Annotated in this window: 12 protein-coding genes and 1 pseudogene; 9 read left to right on the top strand and 4 right to left on the bottom strand. The window is 69.8% G+C overall.

The features are described from left to right. Nucleotides 1-4: 4 nt before the first annotated feature. Nucleotides 5-145, bottom strand: coding sequence for a hypothetical protein (locus JOD64_RS01550; protein ID WP_204940523.1), 141 nt, complete (start codon nucleotides 143-145; stop codon nucleotides 5-7). A 14-nt stretch (nucleotides 146-159) separates the two neighbouring features. Next, nucleotides 160-558, bottom strand: a complete 399-nt coding sequence (locus JOD64_RS01545) for an NUDIX hydrolase (RefSeq protein WP_204940522.1) — start codon at nucleotides 556-558, stop codon at nucleotides 160-162. Nucleotides 559-635: 77 nt separating this feature from the next. Here JOD64_RS01545 and JOD64_RS01540 point away from each other — a divergent pair, with 77 nt between their 5' ends. The 8 genes and pseudogenes from JOD64_RS01540 to JOD64_RS01500 all read left to right on the top strand — a co-directional run bounded on the left by JOD64_RS01540 (nucleotide 636) and on the right by JOD64_RS01500 (nucleotide 11,563). Continuing rightward, the gene (locus JOD64_RS01540; protein ID WP_204940521.1) at nucleotides 636-1,055 is read left to right on the top strand and encodes an ASCH domain-containing protein; all 420 of its coding nucleotides are present in this window, start codon (nucleotides 636-638) and stop codon (nucleotides 1,053-1,055) included. Nucleotides 1,056-1,132: 77 nt separating this feature from the next. After that, the gene (locus JOD64_RS01535; RefSeq protein WP_204940520.1) at nucleotides 1,133-1,897 is read left to right on the top strand and encodes an ABC transporter ATP-binding protein; all 765 of its coding nucleotides are present in this window, start codon (nucleotides 1,133-1,135) and stop codon (nucleotides 1,895-1,897) included. Further along, complete coding sequence (locus JOD64_RS01530; protein WP_204940519.1) at nucleotides 1,894-3,825, top strand: hypothetical protein; 1,932 nt, start codon at nucleotides 1,894-1,896, stop codon at nucleotides 3,823-3,825. Before JOD64_RS01535 ends, JOD64_RS01530 begins: the two co-directional genes overlap by 4 nt. 233 nt (nucleotides 3,826-4,058) lie before the next feature. After that, nucleotides 4,059-4,622 (top strand): hypothetical protein, encoded by a 564-nt coding sequence (locus JOD64_RS01525; protein ID WP_204940518.1) that lies wholly within the window; start codon nucleotides 4,059-4,061, stop codon nucleotides 4,620-4,622. Between the two features lie 209 nt (nucleotides 4,623-4,831). After that, nucleotides 4,832-8,080: pseudogene (fdh, locus tag JOD64_RS01515) on the top strand (formate dehydrogenase); the annotation flags it as partial. A 29-nt stretch (nucleotides 8,081-8,109) separates the two neighbouring features. Further along, complete coding sequence (locus JOD64_RS01510; protein ID WP_204940516.1) at nucleotides 8,110-9,153, top strand: 4Fe-4S dicluster domain-containing protein; 1,044 nt, start codon at nucleotides 8,110-8,112, stop codon at nucleotides 9,151-9,153. Next, entirely contained in the window at nucleotides 9,150-10,226 is a 1,077-nt protein-coding gene (nrfD, locus tag JOD64_RS01505) for an NrfD/PsrC family molybdoenzyme membrane anchor subunit (protein WP_204940515.1), read from the top strand. Before JOD64_RS01510 ends, nrfD begins: the two co-directional genes overlap by 4 nt. Nucleotides 10,227-10,276: 50 nt before the next feature. Continuing rightward, on the top strand, nucleotides 10,277-11,563 hold the full coding sequence (locus JOD64_RS01500; protein WP_204940514.1) for an L-lactate MFS transporter: 1,287 nt from the start codon (nucleotides 10,277-10,279) through the stop codon (nucleotides 11,561-11,563). Between the two features lie 66 nt (nucleotides 11,564-11,629). Here JOD64_RS01500 and JOD64_RS01495 read toward each other — a convergent pair whose 3' ends face one another. Both JOD64_RS01495 and JOD64_RS01490 read right to left on the bottom strand, forming a co-directional pair. Then, nucleotides 11,630-12,133: a VOC family protein gene (locus tag JOD64_RS01495; protein ID WP_204940513.1), complete on the bottom strand. Its 504-nt coding sequence runs from the start codon at nucleotides 12,131-12,133 to the stop codon at nucleotides 11,630-11,632. A 92-nt stretch (nucleotides 12,134-12,225) separates the two neighbouring features. Beyond that, nucleotides 12,226-12,801: a winged helix-turn-helix domain-containing protein gene (locus JOD64_RS01490; RefSeq protein ID WP_204940512.1), complete on the bottom strand. Its 576-nt coding sequence runs from the start codon at nucleotides 12,799-12,801 to the stop codon at nucleotides 12,226-12,228. Between the two features lie 323 nt (nucleotides 12,802-13,124). On the opposite strand from JOD64_RS01490, the gene JOD64_RS01485 reads away from it, so the two are divergent. Beyond that, nucleotides 13,125-17,456, top strand: a complete 4,332-nt coding sequence (locus JOD64_RS01485; protein WP_239559336.1) for a S8 family serine peptidase — start codon at nucleotides 13,125-13,127, stop codon at nucleotides 17,454-17,456. The last annotated feature ends 45 nt before the right edge of the window (nucleotides 17,457-17,501 follow it).

Below are 17,501 nucleotides of genomic sequence, written 5' to 3'. Positions count from 1 at the left end.
AGGGTCACTGCCGCCACGAGAGCACCCTGGCGATCAGGGTGCCGCCCAACGCGAAGGAGAGCGTGCCCTGCACTGACACGAGGAACAGAAGCGCCACCGGCTGGGCAGCCAGGGTCGCCAACGCGACCCAGCCGAGCAGCAGCAAGGGGCCAAAGCTACCTAGGTCATGCGCAGGACCAGCGCGGCGGAGACCGCCAACTCACGATCGAGCACCTGGTCACGGGGGACGAACACCGTCGCCTGCCCCTCGCCGAGGACCACGTCCTCCTGTCGAGCCGTGGTGGTGCCACGGAACACGTGAACGGTCACGGTGTGGGGAAAGCCGGGTTCGTAGGGGCGCGGACCACTCCACAGCGGGTGCAGTTCACCCGCTGTCAGACCCGTCTCCTCCAGCAGTTCGCGGCGGGCCGCCTGCTCTGGCGACTCGCCGGGCTCGACGTGGCCACCCGGCAGGCTCCACTGGCCCGGCGAGGCGGCGGCGTCCTCATCACGGTGCTGTAGCAGTACCGCGCCCGACGGATCGGCGAGTAGTACGAGAGCGACGTCATAGGTGGCCATTACGAGACCGTGCCATGTCACCGCGAGGCTGTCGACGACGGCTCCGCATGGCGCACCGGATCGCGTACGCTCCGCGGATGGAGCTCGACGATCTTCCGCTTGCCGAGTTCGCGTTTCCGGGGCCGCTGCGGGACAGCCTGGTAGCCGCGATCCTCTCCGGCGCGAAGACCTCGACGTCCGCCCTGCTGATCGGGTACGAGCACGCGAACGAGCCGCTGCCCGAGGCCGGCGAACGATCTGCCGTGGTGGACTCCGCGGGCCGACGGGTCGCGGTGATCGAGCTGATCGAGGTACGCGTGTTGCGGCTCGCCGACGTCGATCTGCAACACGCCCTGGCCGAGGGCGAGGGCGATGAGTCGGTGGCGCAGTGGCGCGCAGGGCACGAGGCGTTCTGGCACAGCGCGGAGGTGCGCGCCGAGCTGGGCGACCCCGGCTTCACGGTCGACGACGACACCCTGGTGGTAACCGAGCGTTTCCGACTGGTGCACGTCGTCTGAACGGAGGTCGGGGCTCCGTCTACAGTGGACGGTGCGATCGGTCCACGCCATCGAGAAGGGTCACCTATGCTCGGCGCGTGATCCCCCCAGCACTAGAGATCCGCGGCCTGGTGAAGACCTTCGCGGCGCATCGCGCGGTGGACGACATCGATCTGACCGTCCGCTCCGGCACGTTCCACGGCATCGTGGGGCCCAACGGCGCCGGCAAGTCCACCACCATCGGGATGGCGGTCGGGCTGGTCACCCCGGACGCCGGGGAGATCCGGATCCTCGGTCACGACGCGCGGCGCGAGCGCGGCGTGACCCGCGCGTTGACCGGCGTGCTGCCCGACGGCCTCGACTTCCCGGAACGCCTCACCGGCGCCGAGCTGCTGCGCTACAGCGCTGGGCTGCGTGGGATGCCCCGGGCCGCAGCATCCGACCGCGCCGCCGAGCTGATCGAGGTGCTCGGTCTGACCAAGGGCGCGGGCACCCCACTCGCGGATTGCTCCACCGGCACCCGCAAGAAGCTCGGCCTCGCGCAGGCGCTGCTGCACGCGCCCCGGCTGCTGGTGCTCGACGAGCCGTTCGAGGCGGTCGATCCGGTCTCCTCGGCCACCATCCGCCGGGTGCTGCGCCGGTTCGTGGCTGGTGGCGGCACCTGCGTGCTGTCCACCCACTCGATGCTGCTGGTCGAGCAGATGTGCGACGAGGTCACGGTGATCCATCAGGGTCGGGTGGTCGCCGCCGGGACGGTCGCCGAGGTCGCCGCCGGCAGCAACCTGGAGGACCGGTTCGTCGAGCTGGTCGGCGCCGACGCCTCCGGCAGCGCCGGCCTGGACTGGCTGACCGGGCCCCGATGAGCGCGGATCGTCTCGCCCTCGGCCCGCTTGCCGGCACCCTCGGCAAAGTCGCGGTGCCGGCCCGGATGCGCACGACCATGCTGCGTCGCTCGCTGCGCGAGCATCCGGGGCCCGCGGTGGCCGGCCTGGCCGGTCTGCTCGCCGCCGCCTGGTTGATCCGGTACGCGCTCCGCGGCGACCAGCACACCCTCGCCCTGCTGGTCGGGGCGTGGGTTCTCGGCTGGATCGTGTTGCCGTTGCTGCTCGGCGGCGGGCGCGGCCGGGTCCACCCGGCCCACCTGCGGTTGGAGCCGATCGGCGGTTTCCCGGCTGCGATCGGTCTGCTCGCCGCGTCGGCGATCGGCATCGGCCCGGCCGTCTCGCTGGTGGCGCTCGCCGCGCTGCCGGTGCACGCCGCTCGGCACGGCCTGGTCGCGGTCCTCGTCACCGCCTGCGGCGCGGTGCTGCTCTGGCTGCTCGGGTTGATCGGCTCGGCGATCGCGCTGGAGGTCGTCGGCCACGCCGGTGGGCCGGTTGGGGCGCTGCTCACCGGCATCTTCACCGGCACCGCGATGGGTGTCGCCGGGTCGCTCTGGGCGGTCTTCCCCTGGGTGTCGGTCCTGCTGGTCAGAGCGCCGGACGAGGTGGTCCGGGCGATGGCGTACGTGCCGAGCGGGTGGCCGATCTCCGCCGTGACCGGGTCACCCGAGCGCGGGGTGCGGGTGATGGCGACCCTGGCCGGCATCGTGGTGCTCTGCGCTGCCGCGTACATCGTGCTCGTCCGAAGGGTGATCACGGCCGGCGTGCCGTTCCGACCGCGCCGGACCACCGCGGTCCCGCTCTCCCGCCGCGCCGACCGTGAGTCGGCCGCGCTGCGCCGGGCCGGGGTCGCCGCACCGGCCGGAGCCGGGCGTGGGTGGGGCGGATGGTTGTCGCCCGCGACGCGGGCGGTTGTCGCCCGCGAGATGCGTGCCTGGATGCGGCATCCGTTGCGGCTTCAGTATCTGGCGTTCGCGGTGGTGTATGGCGCTCTGCTCGCCGGACTGCCGCTCCTGTCCGACGTGGACCTCCTGCTGCCGTGGGCCGGGCCGCTCGCCGTGCTCGGCGCGGCGGCGATGTCGGCCGGGCTGATCGGCCTGGACGGCACCGCGTTGTGGCTGCCGCTCACCACGCCGGGCGGCGAACGGGCCGAGGTCCGCGGGCGGGCCTTGACCTGGCTGGTTCTCGTCACCCCGATCGGGGTGCTGCTCAGCGTCGCCGGGGTCATCCTCGCACCCGATGTCGACCCGCTGGCCGCACTCTCCACCCTGCCGGCTCTGCTCGGCGCGGGCGCCTCGGTGCCGGTGTGGGTGTCGCTGCTGCGGGTGCGCCCGGCTGTCGACCCGCGGCATCCCACCTCGGCCGACAACCCGACCGACATCGTCAACGTGCTGGTCGCCACCGGGGGTGGGCTGCTCGCCGCCGCGCCGGTGCTCGCGCTGCTGGTCTGGGGCCCGCCGGGGGTGGCGCCGCTGCTGCCGCTGGTCGGGCTGCTGTGCGGTGCGGCGGCCTGGTGGGGTGGCAGTTGGCTCGCCGACGACCGCCTCGCCCAGCGCGGGACCGAGGTGCTCGCCGCGGCCGGGCAGCGGAGCCGGCCCCCGGAGACGGTGATCCCGTTGAAAATGGATGCGGAGTGGTACCGGGAGAATCGGGCGACCGCGTGGGCGCTGGGGTTGCTGACGGTGGGGTGGATCCCGGTGATCCCGCAGGGAGTGATGGCGCTGGCCTTCGGGCTCGACAGTGGTTGGATCGTGGCGGGGCACCTGGAGGGTGGCGCCCGCACCGCCGTGGGGTTGGGAATGGTCGCTCTGGGCGTCGCGATGCTGCTCGCCGGCCTGGTGTTGTGGGATCGCCGACCGCAGCCAGGCGGTTCTCCGCGCGCCCGACCTGTTCCTGGGAAGACGGGTTAGGTGTACTGCCCACGGGGTCGCGGACCGCGACTCGGCCGCGCATGATCATGGGCATGACACGAAGGACGACGATCGCGGTGTGTTGCGCCGTTGCACTGTCGCTGGCTGGGTGCAGTGCGGGCGCCAGCCCTTCGGCGGCTGCGCCCGCTGCGTCTCCGCCTGGCCCTGAACCTTCTCGGACGGTTTCCCCGACGGCAACTCCGACGCCCTCTGACGGCTTGTTGGACAAACGGGTGCTGGCGTTGCTGCTGGGCCAGCAGGATCTGGATGGTGACTGGAAGCTCTTCGGGCGGGGCGATCTACCGCGAGAGCCGCAAACCAGTGACCCGACCTGCACCAGCGTGCAGCGTGATCTCTACAGCGGGGAAAACGCCAGCCTGCAGGGCTCCCTCCGTTGGCGGCAGGCCGGCCCCGGCACCAGCCGGGCATTCGTCCAGGTTGTCAAATTGCATCCGGGGCAGGGTGCTGCGGCCGAGGTTGCCCGCGTCCGCGCGGGTGTCAAGCGGTGTCGGTCCTGGGGCGAGGAGAGAGGGCTCGCGCCCGGCTACCTGTTCAACCTGTCGATGCAGTTGGCCACGGCTCCCCGAGTGGGTGACGAGGCGGTGGCCTGGCGCTACACCAGTAGGACCGGCCCGGCCGCCCCGCCTTTCCGGGCGTACAACGTGCTGTTCAGGGTGGGAAGCGTTACGTCCCTGATCGACTATTCGCCCGGCGCGGAGACGTCAGACGCGACAGCGGAGAAGGAATTGCACAAGCTGGTCGCCTTGGCGGCGGCAAGGATGGCCGAGGCGATCTGAGCGAGAGCCGGCCCGATCTCGGCGTCGTGGCTGGCCTTCGTAACCCACCTTCTCCGGCTCGCTGGTCTTCGTCATACACCATGCCTTCCCCGGCTTGCGCGAAAAGGCCGAGGAAGGCATTTCTCTTGTGATCTCGCTGCGACCGGGCTGGCACCTCGTCTAATGTCAGGCTGTTCACATTTGGCGGGATTAGTCGGAAAGGTGCGGCCATGGGGGTGCGCAGCTGGATCGAGGGCTGGCCGGTCTACCGCCAGCTCACCGGCACCGACCCGCTCGGGCGGGGTACCGCGGCCATGTCCGCCGGATCCCGTGCGCTCACTGCCCGTACCGAGGACGCCGACAGCATGGCCCGTTCGGTGTGCCCGTACTGCGCGGTGGGTTGTGGCCAGCGGGTGTACGTCAAGGACGGGCAGGTCAGTCAGATCGAGGGCGACCCGGACAGCCCGATCTCGCGGGGTCGGCTGTGTCCGAAGGGCGCGGCGAGCAAGAGTCTGGTGACGAGTCCGCTGCGGCAGACGAAGGTCCGCTACCGCCGGCCGTACAGCACCGAGTGGGAGGACCTCGACCTCGACACGGCGATGAACATGATCGCCGATCGGGTCCTGGCCGCCCGGGACGAGACCTGGGAGGACGCCGACGACGAGGGTCGGCCGCTCAACCGGACGCTGGGTCTGTCCAGCCTGGGTGGGGCGACGCTGGACAACGAGGAGAACTACCTCATCAAGAAGTTGTTCACCGCGATGGGGGCACTCCAGATCGAGAACCAGGCCCGTATTTGACACTCCGCCACCGTCCCCGGTCTGGGGACCAGCTTCGGTCGTGGCGGTGCCACCCAGTTCCAGCAGGACCTGTCGAACTCGGACGTCATCGTCATCCAGGGTTCCAACATGGCCGAAGCACACCCGGTGGGCTTCCAGTGGGTCATGGAGGCCAAGCGCCGTGGCGCGAAGGTCTTTCACGTCGACCCACGGTTCACCCGGACCAGCGCCCTGGCCGACTCGTACCTGCCGATCCGGGCGGGCACGGACATCGCGCTGCTCGGCGGGGTGATCCGCTACATCCTCGACAACGAGTTGGACTTCCGGGAGTACGTGGTCCACTACACCAACGCGGCGACGATCGTGACTGACGAGTACGTCGACACCGAGGATCTGCACGGTCTCTTCTCCGGTTTCCGCGAGGAGACCGCCAGCTATGACCAGGCGAGCTGGCGCTACCAGGGCCACGGGCAGAACCAGACGACCCGCGACACCGAGACCCAGCGGGAGACCGCGGCCGGGCTGGAGAACGAGTCGCACGGTGCCCCGGTCGGTGGCGAGACCGAACGCGACGAGACGTTGCAGCACCCGCGCTGCGTCTACCAGATCCTCAAGCGGCACTACGCCCGCTACACGCCCGAGATGGTGGAACAGGTCTGTGGGATCCCGCAGGACAAGTTCCTCGAACTGGCGCAGGCCTGGACGGAGAACTCCGGCCGGGAACGCACCGGAATGCTCGTCTACTCGGTCGGCTGGACGCAGCACAGCGTCGGTGTGCAGTACATCCGCACCGGTGCGATCATCCAGCTGTTGCTGGGCAACATGGGCCGCCCCGGCGGCGGGGTCATGGCCCTGCGCGGGCACGCCAGCATCCAGGGCTCGACCGACATTCCGACGCTGTTCAACCTGCTGCCCGGCTACCTGCCGATGCCGCACCACGCCAACCACCCGAGCTTCGACGAGTGGGTGGACAGCATCCGGCACCCGGGCCAGAAGGGCTTCTGGGGCAACGCCCGCACCTACGGCGTCAACCTGCTCAAGGCGTACTGGGGCGACGCCGCCACCGCCGACAACGACTACTGCTACGGCTACATGCCTCGGATGACCGGTGATCACGGCACCTACCAACAGGTGCTCGACATGATCGACGGCAAGATCAAGGGGTACTTCCTGCTGGGCCAGAACCCGGCGGTCGGGTCGGCCCACGGCCGGGCGCAACGGCTCGGCATGGCCAACCTCGACTGGCTGGTGGTCCGGGACCTGTTCGAGATCGAGAGCGCCACGTTCTGGAAGAACGCGCCGGAGATCGAGACCGGCGAGATCGTGACGCGGGAGTGCCGCACGGAGGTGTTCTTCCTGCCCGCCGCCTCGCACGTGGAGAAGGAGGGCACGTTCACCCAGACGCAGCGTCTGTTGCAGTGGCGGGAGAAGGCCGTCGAGCCGCCAGGCGACGCCCGCTCCGAGCTGTGGTTCTTCTACCACCTCGGCCGCATCGTCCGGGAACGGCTGGCGACATCGACGAAACCGCGCGACCGGGCGCTGCTCGACCTGACCTGGGACTACCCCACGCACGGTCCGAACGCGGAGCCGAGCGCCGAGTCGGTGCTGCTGGAGATCAACGGATACGACGTGGCGACCGGCCGCCCACTGTCCTCGTTCACCGAGATGAAGGACGACGGCTCCACCCTCGGCGGGTGCTGGATCTACACCGGGGTGTACGCGGACGGGGTGAACCAGGCAGCCCGCCGCAAACCCGGCGCGGAGCAGTCCCTGACGGCCCTGGAATGGGGCTGGGCCTGGCCGGCGAACCGGCGCATCCTCTACAACCGTGCCTCCGCCGACCCGGACGGCAACCCGTGGAGTGAGCGAAAGAAGTACGTCTGGTGGGACGAGGAGAAGGCCGAGTGGACCGGCTACGACGTGCCGGACTTCGAGAAGAAGAAGGCACCGTCCTACCGGCCGGCTCACGGCGCCTCGGGCGTGCCGGGCATCGCCGGCGACGACCCGTTCATCCTGCAGGGTGACGGCAAGGGCTGGCTCTACGCGCCCACCGGTGTGCTCGACGGGCCGATGCCCACCCACTACGAACCGGTCGAGTCGCCGGTGCGCAACCCGCTCTACCGGCAGCAGGCCAACCCGACCCGCAAGGTCTACACCCACCCGATCAACACGCTCAACCCGAGCCCGCCGCAGCGGCACAGCGACGTCTTCCCGTACGTGTTCACGGTCAGCCGGCTCACCGAGCATCACACCGCCGGTGCGATGAGCCGTACCGTCTCGCCGCTGGCCGAGTTGCAACCGGAGATGTTCGTCGAGGTGTCGCCGGAGTTGGCGGTCGAACGCGGTCTCGACCACCTGGGCTGGGCGCACCTGGTCACCGCCCGGGCGGCCATCGAGGCGAAGGTCCTGGTGACCGACCGGCTCACCCCGCTGCGGGTCGACAACCGGATCATCCACCAGCTCTGGTTGCCCTACCACTTCGGTTTCGAGGGCCTGGTGACCGGCGACTCGGCCAACGACCTGTTCGGCATCACCCTCGACCCGAACGTGCTGATCCAGGAGAGCAAGGTCGGCACCTGCGACATCCGACCCGGCCGACGCCCGAGAGGACCCGAGCTGTTGGAACTCGTCGTCGACTACCGGCGAAGGTCGGGAAACCTGAGCCACCGCTATCCACCGCAGGTCACGACTGACGTCGCCGACAGCAGCAGCGACCGGGAGGCCTGACCATGCCCCATGCCAACGCCCTCTACGGGCCGCTCGACCCGGCGCCCGACGCCGGCTACGAGGACGCCCCGCCACGGATGGGCTTCTTCACCGACACCAGCGTCTGCATCGGCTGTAAGGCATGTGAGGTCGCCTGCAAGGAGTGGAACGGCGTCCCGCAGAGCGGGCTCGACCTGCTGGGCATGTCGTACGACAACACCGGGGCGCTGACCGCGAACTCGTGGCGGCACGTCGCGTTCGTGGAGCAGCCTCGGGCGCTCGGTCGGGTGACCCCGGCGTTCGAGCAGGACCCTTCCGGGCCGGCGATCAGCCCGGAAACCGCGGCGCTGGGCGCCCTGACCAGCGCCGACACCGGGACGGACCCGGGTCTTCCGACCGGCTCGCCGGCCGCGGCGGCCCGGATGTCGGGTGGGCCGGAGTTTCTGGGGATGCCGGGCGCGCAACCGCCGGGGCGGGGGAGCGGCGCGGAGGCTCGCACGGATTTCCGCTGGTTGATGATGTCGGACGTCTGCAAGCACTGCACACATGCGGCCTGCCTGGACGTGTGCCCGACCGGGTCGTTGTTCCGGACGGAGTTCGGCACGGTGGTGGTGCAGGAGGACATCTGCAACGGCTGCGGTTACTGCATTTCGGCGTGCCCCTATGGGGTCATCGACCAGCGCAAGGATGATGGTCGGGCGTGGAAGTGCACGCTCTGCTACGACCGGTTGGGTGCGGGGCAGACGCCGGCGTGTGCGCAGGCGTGCCCGACCGAGTCGATTCAGTACGGCCGCCTCGACGAGTTGCGGGAGCGGGCTGACGCCCGGGTGGCGACCCTGCACGAGCGGGGCGTCCCCGAGGCACGGTTGTACGGGCATGACCCGCACGACGGCGTCGGCGGTGACGGTGCGTTCTTCCTGCTGCTGGACGAGCCCGAGGTGTACGGGTTGCCCCCCGATCCGGTCGTGACGACCCGGGACCTGCCGGCCATGTGGAAACGTGCCGGCCTCGCCGCCCTCACCATGACAGCGGCCACGGTGTTCGCGTTCCTCGGCAGGCGGCCATGACCGACATGCCACCGAACGAGCCGGTCGGCGCCCGGTTCCGCGACTTCCAGGCCCGCCTCGACCAGCCCGACGGGCAGCGCAAGCGCCACCGGGGTCGCGGTCACGATGGCGAGCAACTCGCCGTGCCGGCGGCCGACTTCGCCTCCTACTACGGCCGGCCGGTCCTCAAACCGCCGGTGTGGAAGTACGACATCGCCGGTTACCTGTTCACCGGCGGCCTGGCCGCCGGAGGCTCGCTGATCGGCGCGGGCGCCCAGCTGACCGGGCGGCCCGGCCTGCGACAGGTGGGGCGGTGGACCGCCCTGGGTGGTGTCGCCGCGAGCGCGTTCCTGCTGGTGCACGACCTCGGGCGGCCGGACCGTTTCCACCACATGCTCCGGGTCGCCAAGCTGACCTCGCCGATGTCGGTCGGCACCTGGATCCTCACCGTCTTCGGGCCTCTCGCCGGTGTCGCGGCGGTCGCCGAGATCGCGCCGCGACTTCCGCAGCACGGGGTGCTGGGTCTCGCCCGCCGGCTGGCGCCGCCGGTCGGTGACGTCGCCGCGCTGGCCGCCGCGGCCACCGCCCCGGCGCTGGCCACCTACACCGGGGTGCTGCTCGCCGACACCGCCGTGCCGGCGTGGCACGACGGGTACCCCTCGCTGCCGTTCGTCTTCGCCGGCAGCGCGCTCGCCGCCGCGTCCGGGATCGGACTGATCGCGGCGCCCGCCGCGGAGACCGCCCCGCTGCGGCGACTCGTCCTCGCTGCCGCGACCACCGAACTGGTCGGCGGTCGCCAGCTGGAGCGGATGGGCCTGACCGGTGAGCCCTACGGGCACGGGCGCAGCGGCCGACTGATCCGGGCGGGCCGCGTGCTGCTCGGCGTGGGCACCGTTGGCGCGTTGCTCAGCCGACGGAACCGGATCCTGTCCGCGGTCTCCGGCGCCGCTCTCGTCGCATCGTCGATCGCCACCCGCTTCGGTGTCTTCGAGGCAGGCCGGGTGTCGGCGCGCGACCCGAAGTACACGGTCGTGCCGCAACGGGAGCGGCGCGACCGCAGGGAGGGCCGGTCGCCGGCCGAGAAGGGGACGTAGCCCGACCAGGAGGCGCCAGCCAGTGAGCCAGCAGACGGGGGACTCAGCTCATGGCACACACCGCAACTGATTCAGGAAGACCCACACCGACGCGGGGCCGGTGGAGTCTCGTCGTCGCCGCAGTGCTCGTGCAACTCGCGCTCGGCGCGGTGTACGCGTGGAGTGTGTTCAACAAGCCGTTGCAGGATGAGTTCGGCTGGGCCAAGTGGGAGGCCGTGCTGCCGTTCGAGGTGGCGATCGGCACGATCTTCATCGGCAGCCTGATCGGCGGCCGGATCCAGGACCGGCGCGGACCACGACCGGTCGCGCTGGGCGGCGGCGTGCTCTACGCGGTCGGCAACATGCTGGCCTCGCTCACGTCGTCGAAGGACGACCTCTGGTTGCTGGTACTCACGTACGGCGTGCTGGGGGGAATTGGCCTGGGGGCCGCGTACATCACGCCGATCGCGATGCTCGCCAAGTGGTTCCCGGACCAGCGTGGCCTGATCACCGGGATCGCGGTCGCCGGCTTCGGCTTCGGCGCGGTGATCGTCGCGCCGGTGGCGAAGCGGCTGCTCAACGGCACCGACGACCCGACGCATGTGTTCTTCCCGCTGGGCGTCGGGTATCTGATCGCGATCCTCCTCGGGGCCTCGTTCTTCCGTAACCCGCCGGCCGGATACCAGGTGCCCGGGTTCACCCCGAAGACCGTCGGTCGGGCCCTCGCGGGCACCCGGGTCTACACGCTGCGCGAGGCCCTGCGCACCCGGCAGTGGTACATGCTCACCGGCATCCTCACGCTCAACGTCGCCTGCGGCATCGCGTTCATCTCCCAGGCGTCGGACGCCACCCAGGTCATCGCCGGGGCGAGCGCGGCGACGGCGGCGACCCTGGTCGGCGTCCTCGGCCTGTTCAACGGCGCCGGACGGGTGGCCTGGGCGTGGTTGTCCGACCGCATCGGGCGGATGCAGGCGTTCATCGGGATGCTGCTGCTCCAAGCGATCTGCTTCTTCATCCTGCCGCACGCCGCGTCGTTCGCGCTCTTCGCGGTCCTCGCCGCACTGATCTACCTCGCGTACGGCGGCGGCTTCGGCACGATGCCCGCCACCGCGGCCGACTACTTCGGCACCCCGAACGGCGGTGCCATCTACGGGGCGATGATCGTGGCCTGGAGCATCGGCGGAGTGGTCGGTCCGCTGGTCACGTCCCTGCTCTACGAGGCGAGCGGCAAGAGCTACACGGTGCCGTTCACGGTCATCGCGATCGTCGCCCTCGTCGCCCTCATCCTGCCGCCGATCACCCGGATGCCGTCCGAGCCGGGACGGCCCCAGTCGGAGGGCGGTGGCACCGGCCGCTGAACCGTCTCATCAGAACGGCGTGGGGTGTGCCGAAAGCCGGCACACCCCACGCCGTCGAATGGACTACTAGCCGCGGGAGAACCCGCCCTTGGGCGCGATGAGTTCGAGGTTCGTTCCGTCCGGGTCGTTGAAGTACGCGACCTCGGTGCCGACGGCATCCGGCGGGTTCACCTCGCCGGCCGCGAAGGTGTACGGCTGCCCGAGGAACTCGAAGCCGCCCTCGCGCATCCGGTCGAAGACCGAGCGCACGTCGTCCACCTGGAAGCACAGGTGCATCGAGCCGGGCCGGTTGGCGGCCACCTGTGCGACGTCACCGACCGGCTCCTGGAACTGGATCAGGTCGATCCCGAGGTTGTCGAGGTTGAAGGTGGCGTAGCGCAGCTTCGTCGTTGGCAGACCCTGTGACTGCGCGAAGCCGGCGCCGTGCATGCTCTCGTCCCGTACGACCGGTTCCGCGCCGAGCAGGGCCTGATAGAACGCGACCGAGCGGTCGAGGTCACTCACCGCGATCCCGACGTGCGCGGCCGCCTTGAGGCCGATGGACACGGTCGAGGGGTGGGGGAATGCCATCCTGACTCTCCTTACCAGCGTTCTTCGTCGCTTGTTTCGTTGCTGATCTTGAGGTCCTACCCACCGTGGGATCAGTTCATGCGACGAAGCTGTCAGGCTCGTTCGACCCGGGCCTGCTGGTGATCTGTCAGCCGGAGCCCGACACCTCGAACGACGTCGATGGCGGCCCCGGTGCCGAGGGCGTGCAGCTTGCGGCGCAGCCGCTTCACCAGCGACTGCACGTCCGCCTTGCGTTCGCGCCCCTCGTCACCCCAGACCGACCGGTGCAGCTCCGCGTAGCTCCAGACCCGGACCGGCTCGGAGATCAGGCAGGTCAGCAGGTCGTGTTCCAGTCGGGTGAGGTCGATCTCGCGGCCCCCGCAGCGGGCGCTGGACCGGGCTGAGTCGATCACCAGGGCGGCGACGGGCGCGGGCTCGGACGGGGCGGCGGCCACCTGCTGCGGCGCCGCGATCAGTCGGCGCAGCTCGTCGAGATCGGCCACCAGCAGCAGTGGTGCGATGCCGTCGAGGCGCTCCGCGAGCCGGATGCGCTCGGCCGGCGACGGGGTCACCGCGATCAGCAGCGGGAACGGCTCGTCCGCCGGAACACCCCTGTCCACCGTCGCCTCGTCGTCCTCGGCCACCGCACCGCCCGGGATCGATGGGCATCCCTGCCCAGCTCTCGTCATGGTCCTGACAATGATTGGCAAGCGCGCCGCCAGCATGGCAACTCTTAGCGACAAGTTGCTCACGGCAAGTTCTTGATCGTCCGTTCTTCTCGATCATAGTGTCCACTCGGGCAACCGGCGTGACCCGCGCGGTGCATGGGGAGGCATGGAGGGTTCGATCGCTCGGTACGCCGAGACGAATCTCCCGCACCCTCACCATGGCCCATCTACACCCCTGGGTCGTTCTGAGGGAGGCAGCACCAATGTTCAGACGTCCACAATGGCGGCGCACAGCCAGATCACTGGTGAGCGCCGGGGCGGCGACGATCCTCGCCGCGACATGCTTGGCCACCATCAGCACAGGCGCGCAGGCCGCGCCCAGCGGCGAGATGGGGGCGGGCGCCCCGACGGGGGACAAGATCCGACCGGAGCTTGCCAAGCAGCTCCAGGCCAAGAGTGAAGGGGACTTCTGGATCCGGTTCAAGGACCGGGCCGACCTGAGCAAGGCCAGCTCCATCAAGGACTGGTCGAAGCGCGGTACGGCGGTCGCGGACGAGCTGCGCAAGACCGCCGCGGCGAGTCAGGGCAAGATCAAGGCCGAGCTCGACGGCTCGGGTGCGAAGTACCAGACCTTCTGGGCCACCAACGCGATCAAGGTGAGCAGTGGCTCGCTGTCGATGGCGCAGAAGTTCGCCGGGCACGCCGAGGTCGAGGGCCTCTACGCGCCGGTTGCCTACAAGGTGCCCGAGACCACCAAGGGCACCGACGAGAAGACCGTGAACTCCCTCGAGTGGGGCATCGCCAACATCAACGCCGACGACGTCTGGTCCCAGTACGGCGTCAAGGGCGAGGGCATCACCATCGCGAACATCGACACCGGGGTCCAGTTCGACCACCCGGCGCTGGTGAACTCCTACCGGGGCAACAAGGGCGACGGGACGTTCGACCACAACTACAACTGGTTCAACGCCGCCGGCACCTGCGCGGCCGCGCCCTGTGACAACGATGGCCACGGTACGCACACGATGGGCACCATGGCCGGCTCCGACGGCGCGAACCAGATCGGTGTCGCCCCCGGGGTCAAGTGGATCGCGGCGAACGGTTGCTGCCCCAGCGATGCCGCTCTGGTCGAGTCCGGTCAGTGGATGCTCGAGCCGCTGGACCTCAACGGCCAGAACGCGGACGCGAGCAAGCGACCAAACATCATCAACAACTCGTGGGGCACCCAGAACCCGTCCAACGAGCCGTTCATGGAGGACGTGACGCTGGCCTGGGCCGCGTCCGGAATCTTCGGGGCCTGGTCCAACGGCAACAGCGGGCCGGCATGTCAGACCAGTGGTTCGCCGGGCAGCCTCGCCAGCAACTACTCGACCGGCGCGTACGACATCAACAACAACATCGCCAGCTTCTCCGCCCGGGGCCCCGGGCAGAACGGCGAGATCAAGCCCAACATCTCGGCACCGGGCCTGAACATCCGGTCGAGCATCCCGGGCAACGCCTACGGCAGCATCAGCGGCACCTCGATGGCGGCACCGCACCTCGCGGGCGCGATCGCGTTGCTGTACTCGGCGGCTCCGTCGCTGATCGGTGACATCAACGCGACCCGTGCGCTGCTCAACGGCGCCGCGGTCGACAAGGCCGACGACCAGTGCGGTGGCACCGCGGCCGACAACAACGTCTACGGCGAAGGTCTCCTGGACGCCCTCGCGCTGCTCAACGCCGCCCCGACCGGCGACATCGGCACCCTGGCCGGCACGGTCACCGACGCGGCCACCGGCGCCGCGATCGCCGGCGCGACCCTGACGCTCACCGGCCCGGCCGCGCGTGAGCTGACCACCGGTGCCGACGGCAAGTTCTCGACCCAGCTCCCCACCGGCGACTACCAGGTCGCCGTGGCGGCGTTCGGCTACGGCACCACCACGAAGCCGGCGACGGTTGCCAAGGGTGCGACCACGACACTCAACGTCGCGCTGGTACCGGTGCCAAGTGTCAACGTCACCGGAGCGGTCACCGATGGCTCCGGCCACGGCTGGCCGTTGTACGCGAAGGTGACCGTGACGGGCGTGTCCGGCGTCTACGACTACACCACGCCGACGAACGGCCGCTACAGCATCAAGCTGCCCGCCGGGCAGACCTACACCCTGAAGTACGAGTCGCAGTACCCGGGTTACCAGACCGTCACCAAGGAGGTCGTGGTCGGCTCGGGCAACGCCACCGCCAACGTCGCCGTGCCGGTGAACACCAACACCTGCACCACCGCGCCCGGATACACGTTCGGCTCCGACGGTGAGTACGAGACGTTCGACGGCACGACCACGCCGGCCGGCTGGACGGTCGTGGACAACGCGGGCAGCGGTTCGGTCTGGAAGTTCACCGACGACGGCAACCGGGGCAACCTGACCGGCGCCAACGGCAACTTCGCGATGATCGACAGCGACGCCTACGGTGCGGGCAAGAGCCAGGACACCTCCCTGGTCAGCCCGGTGGTCAACCTGACCAGCGTCACGGCGCCGGTCATCCGGTTCAACCAGGACTTCAACCAACTGGCTGACGACACCGCCGACGTCGACCTGAGCATCGACGGCGGTGCCACCTGGACCAACGTGCTCCGCCAGGAGACGGACGTCCGGGGCCCGAAGGTGACCGAGATCCCGATCCCGCAGGCGGCCGGTAAGGCGCAGGTGCAGGTCCGGTTCCACTACTACGACGCCTCGTACGAGTGGTGGTGGGAGGTCGACAGCGTCCTGATCGGCAGCCAGATCACCTGCGTTCCGGTCGACGGCGGTCTGGTCGTCGGCAACGTCCGCGACAAGAACGACAACAGCTACGTCAACGGCGCGACCGTCACCAGCAAGGACCGGCCCGCCGAGAAGGCCGTCACCGTGGCGACCCCCGACGACGCGGAGCTGGCCGACGGCTTCTACTGGATCTACTCGACGCTGACCGGCACGCACCCGTTCACCGCGACCGCCGGCAACTACGTCAGCCAGTCCAAGCAGGTCGACGTCGAGGCCGACTGGGCGACCGCCGCGAACTTCCAGCTCGCGGCCGGTCGGCTGTCGGTGACTCCGACGCAGCTGAGCGCGACGCTGCAGATGCCCAGCGGCAAGGCCAGCAAGACGTTCACGGTGACCAACACCGGCGGCGCGCCGGTCGAGGTCAAGTTCGGAGAGCGTGACAACGGGTTCGAGATCCTCCGGGCCGACGGTTCCACGGTCACCAGGCAGCAGGTGCTCGGGGCCACCGGCGCACCGGAGCAGCGGCTCAACGTCCCGACGTCGTTCGCCGCCAAGGCGTCCGGCAAGGCCAAGACCGCAACCGCTGCGGTCGGCCCGCAGGCGGCGCCGTGGACCAACATCGCCAACTACCCGTCCACCATCATGGACAACCGGGTGGTGAACCTGGACGGCAAGGTGTACTCGCTCGGTGGTGGCGACGGTAGCGCCTCCACCACCAAGAACTACGCCTACGACCCGGCCGCGCAGACCTGGACGGCGATCGCCGACCTTCCCGGCGCCCGCAACGCCCTGACGGTGGGCGTCATCGGCGGGAAGATCATCGCCACCGGTGGCTGGGGCGACGCCGGCCCGGACTCGGCCACCTGGTCGTACGACCCGGGAGCCAACACCTGGACGGAGCTGGCCGACAACCCGGCACCGCGCGCCGCGGCCGGTCAGGCCGTCGTCGACGGCAAGCTGTACGCGATCGGTGGCTGCACCACCGCGGACTGTCTGCCGATGTCGAACAGCGTCGTCCGGTTCGACCCGGGCAGCAACACCTGGGAGACGATGGCCAACTACCCGAAGTCGGTGGCCTTCGCCTCCTGCGGCGGGATCGACGGCATGGTCTACTGCACCGGCGGCAACGACGGCGCCGCAGCGCAGAAGTCCAGCTACGCCTTCGACCCGGGTGCCAACACGTGGACCGCCATCGCCGACGCGCCGACCGACAACTGGGCCAGCTCGTACGCTGTTGCCAGCGGCAAGCTCCTCGTCGTCGGTGGTTCGCAGGGTGGGGCCATCAGCAACGCCGGCTTCGCCTTCGACCCGGCCGCCGGTTCGTGGTCCAACCTGCCAAACGCCAACACGGCGCGTTACCGCGGCGGGGCGGCGTGCGGCTTCTACAAGGTCGGCGGTTCGTCCGGCAGCTTCAACGCGGCTCCGGAGAGCGAGGCGCTCCCGGGCTTCGAGGGTTGCGCCGAGTCTGCGGCCGACGTCAGCTGGATGACCATCGACAAGTCGGCGGTCACCCTCGCACCGGGTGCGAAGGTCACGGTCACCGTCGGAATGACGGCGAACGTGGACCAGCCGGGCACCTACTCCGGCTCGGTCGGGATCTCGGAGAACACGCCGTACTCGGTGGCGCCGGTCGCGGTGACCATGACCGCGAACCCCCCGAAGACGTGGGGCAAGCTCATGGGTACGGTCACCGGCACCAGTTGCCAGGGTGCGACCTCGCCGCTCACCGGCGCGGTCGTCCAGGTCGACTCGTGGGCGTCGTCGTGGACCTTCGCCACGGACGCCGAGGGCGAGTACGCCTACTGGATGGACCGCCGCAACAACCCGCTCACGATGATCGTCGCCAAGGACGGCTGGAAGCCGCAGACCCGTCAGACGAAAATCGCCACCGCCACTCCGACGGTGGAGAACTTCGGGTTGGCGCCTATCCGGTGCTGACGCCTGAGCGGTAGCGAAGAAATCCGGCCCGCCTGGTCTCAGACC

Origin of the sequence: Micromonospora luteifusca (assembly GCF_016907275.1) — a bacterium.
GTDB lineage: Bacteria > Actinomycetota > Actinomycetes > Mycobacteriales > Micromonosporaceae > Micromonospora > Micromonospora luteifusca.
Note: the sequence above shows the minus strand (reverse complement) of the source record. Positions and strands in the feature narration are given on the sequence as shown.